The following is a 3,203-nucleotide window of genomic DNA, read 5'->3' on the forward strand; positions in this document are numbered from 1 at the left end:
CCCGCAGCGCCGGGCGACGTGCCGCAGGTGCGGTGGGGCGGCGGAGCGGCGCCCGGCGGAGTGGCGTCCGCGGGGGACCGTCCGGTCTGAGCGGGCTACGCATCACGCATCGAAGGCCGCATCCGGCAGCGTGCGCCGGGTGCGGCCTTCGTATGGGTGCCGGAGGCTCTCGGGCGGGGAGCCTCCGGCCGCGCGGTCAGCGGTCCACGAGACGGTCGAACTGCGTGGTGGTGTGCCGCAGATGGGCCACCAGCTCGTCGCCGACCTTGGGTTCCGGGGCGTCCGCCGGGATGAAGAGGATGGAGACCTGCATGTGCGGCGGCTCGGCGAACCAGCGCTGCTTGCCGGCCCAGACGAACGGCGACAGATTCCGGTTCACGGTGGCCAGGCCGGCCCGGGCGACCCCCTTGGCCCGCGGCATGACGCCGTGCAGCGCCTTCGGCGCCTCCAGGCCCACACCGTGGGACGTGCCGCCCGCCACCACGACCAGGAACCCGTCGGAGGGGGCCTTCTGCTGCCGGTAGCCGAAGCGGTCGCCCTTGGACACCCGGGTGACGTCCAGCACCGCGCCGCGGTACTCGGTGGCCTCGTGGTCGCCGAGCCACAGCCGCGTGCCGATCCGGGCGCGGAACCGGGTCTGCGGGAACTGCTGCTGCAGGCGGGCCAGTTCCTCGGTCTTGAGGTGGCTGACGAACATGGTGTGCAGCGGGAGCCGGGCCGCCCGCAGCCGGTCCATCCAGCCGATGACCTCCTCCACAGCGTCCGAGCCGTCGGTACGGTCCAGCGGCAGGTGGATGGCGAAGCCCTCCAGGCGCACGTTCTCGATGGCGGCGTGCAGCTGCGGCAGGTCCTGCTCGGTGACCCCGTGCCGCTTCATCGAGGACATCACCTCGATGACGACCCGCGCCCCCACCAGGCCGTACACGCCGTCGACCGACGACACCGAGCGGATCACCCGGTCCGGCAGCGGCACCGGCTCCTCGCCACGCCGGTAGGGCGTGAGCACGAGCAGATCGCCGCTGAACCAGTCCTTGATGCGCGCGGCCTCGTACGTCGTGCCGACGGCGAGGATGTCCGCACCCAGGCGGGTGACCTCCTCCGCCAGCCGCTCGTGTCCGAAGCCGTAGCCGTTGCCCTTGCAGACCGGGACCAGTCCCGGGAACTGCTCCTGCACGTGCTTGTGGTGCGCCCGCCAGCGCGCGGTGTCGACATAGAGCGTGAGCGCCATGGCCGGACCGGAACCTTTCTCGTGGCTGCGGTGTGTCAGAAGTAGGGATGAGGTCGACGGAGTCGAAGCGGGAAATGCGAGGTCAGCGGCGGGACATGTAAATGTCCAGCGCCTTGTGGAGCAGCTTGTTCAGCGGGAAGTCCCACTCGCCGAGATACTCGGCGGCCTGCCCACCGGTGCCGACCTTGAACTGGATCAGACCGAAGAGGTGGTCGGACTCGTCCAGCGTGTCGGAGATGCCCCGCAGGTCGTAGACGGTGGCGCCGAGCGCATAGGCGTCGCGCAGCATCCGCCACTGCATGGCGTTCGAGGGCCGGACCTCACGGCCGATGTTGTCGGAGGCGCCGTAGGAGTACCACACGTGGCCGCCGACGATCAGCATCGTCGCCGCGGCCAGGTTCACGCCGTTGTGCCGCGCGAAGTACAGCCGCATGCGGTTGGGGTCCTCGGTGTTCAGCGCCGTCCACATGCGCTGGAAGTACGACAGCGGGCGGGGCCGGAAGTGGTCGCGCACGGCCGTGATCTCGTACAGCCGCTGCCACTCCTCCAGGTCGTGGTAGCCGCCCTGGACGACCTCCACGCCGGCCTTCTCCGCCTTCTTGATGTTGCGGCGCCACAGCTGGTTGAAGTTCTTGTGCACCTCTTCCAGGGAACGGTTGGCCAGCGGCACCTGGAAGACGTAGCGCGGCTGGACGTCACCGAAGCCGGCACCGCCGTCCTCGCCCTGCTGCCAGCCCATCCGGCGCAGCTTGTCGGCGACCTCGAAGGCACGGGGCTCGATGAAGTCGGCCTCCATGTCCCGCAGGCGCTTGACGTCCGGGTTCTGGATGCCCTTCTTGATGGTGTCCGCGTTCCAGCGGCGGATGATCACCGGCGGGCCCATCTTCACCGAGAAGGCGCCCTGCCGCTTCAGGTGCGCCAGCATCGGCTGGATCCAGTCGTCGAGGTTCGGTGCGAACCAGTTGATGACCGGACCCTCGGGCAGATAGGCGAGATAGCGCTTGATCTTGGGCAGCTGCCGGTAGAGGACGAGGCCGACACCGACCAGCTCACCCGTACGGTCGTCGAACCACCCCAGGTTCTCCGAGCGCCATTCCGCCTTGACGTCCGCCCACGCCGGGACCTGCATGTGGCTCGCCGCCGGCAGGCTCTGGATGTAGGCCAGATGCTGCTCTCGACTGATGGTCCTCAGGGTCAGGCTCATTCGGGGCGCTCCTCGGGCTGGCGTGTCCCCATGGATCAGGGGCTCCGGCTCTCGGCAGAGCCTACTGCGCCTGTGATGCGGGCCGGTTGGGCCTGGGCCAACCGGCCCTGTGAAGGGGCACCCGCGGCCGCCCGGGGCGGTGCGCTCAGCCGCCGACGAACCCCGAGGTGAGATCGCTGTGCGCGAGGCCGAGGAAGAGGCCGATCGCGGAGGCGCCGAGGCCGAGGACCAGGCCGAAGCGCTCACGTGTGGTCACCGAGATGAACTGGCCGTATCCGCCGGCCACGACGCCGACGATTCCGGTGCAGACGGTCAGCAGATGGAGCCCCGGGAAAGCGGCGGTGATGAGGGAGACCAGGCCGAGGAGCACGGTCACGGCCAGCAGTGCGTCCGGCAGCGGGTGGGGCTTGCCGTCGGTGGCCAGCAGACCGCTGCGCTGTTTGACGGGGCGCATCATCTGAGCCATGGCGGGACCTCCTGTCCGAGGCGATGGGCACTTCGCCCTGCATCACCCGATGTGTACAGATTGTGTCCCCTCAGGCCCGGATTTCAACCGTACGGCGGTTGCCGGGTAGTCTGTAGCTTCTGCACTGGTGCCCGTCGTCCGGTACGGCCGAGTGGACCCCTCTGTCAGTGGGGCCTGGTTTACTCGGTGACACCGGTGCCAACGCATCATGACCCTCCTGCCACGGAACGACCGTGGCCGCTGAGTCCAAAGGAGGTGGGTTCCACATGCGTCACTACGAGGTGATGGTCATCCTCGACCCCGAT

General features: G+C 69.1%; 3 protein-coding genes. All 3 read right to left on the reverse strand.

Annotated features, from left to right (window positions below; all coding sequences use genetic code 11):
* Window positions 1-196: 196 nt before the first annotated feature.
* The 3 genes from AB0I83_RS31280 to AB0I83_RS31290 all read right to left on the reverse strand — a co-directional run bounded on the left by AB0I83_RS31280 (window position 197) and on the right by AB0I83_RS31290 (window position 2,898).
* Window positions 197-1,228: an alanine racemase gene (locus AB0I83_RS31280; RefSeq protein ID WP_125496704.1), complete on the reverse strand. Its 1,032-nt coding sequence runs from the start codon at window positions 1,226-1,228 to the stop codon at window positions 197-199.
* 82 nt (window positions 1,229-1,310) lie between these two features.
* Window positions 1,311-2,432, reverse strand: coding sequence for a peptidoglycan bridge formation glycyltransferase FemX (femX, locus tag AB0I83_RS31285; RefSeq protein ID WP_125496705.1), 1,122 nt, complete (start codon window positions 2,430-2,432; stop codon window positions 1,311-1,313).
* Between the two features lie 145 nt (window positions 2,433-2,577).
* A complete protein-coding gene (locus tag AB0I83_RS31290; RefSeq protein WP_125496706.1) occupies window positions 2,578-2,898 on the reverse strand; it encodes a hypothetical protein in 321 nt (106 codons plus the stop codon).
* Window positions 2,899-3,203: the final 305 nt, after the last annotated feature.

Source organism: Streptomyces sp. NPDC049970, from assembly GCF_040660235.1.
Classification (GTDB): domain Bacteria; phylum Actinomycetota; class Actinomycetes; order Streptomycetales; family Streptomycetaceae; genus Streptomyces.

What these genes read in the sequence shown, in the direction of transcription:
- femX (WP_125496705.1), bottom strand. Translation starts at nt 2,432, where the DNA reads ATGAGCCTGACCCTGAGGACCATCAGTCGAGAGCAGCATCTGGCCTAC.
- AB0I83_RS31290 (WP_125496706.1), bottom strand. Translation starts at nt 2,898, where the DNA reads ATGGCTCAGATGATGCGCCCCGTCAAACAGCGCAGCGGTCTGCTGGCC.
- AB0I83_RS31280 (WP_125496704.1), bottom strand. Translation starts at nt 1,228, where the DNA reads ATGGCGCTCACGCTCTATGTCGACACCGCGCGCTGGCGGGCGCACCAC.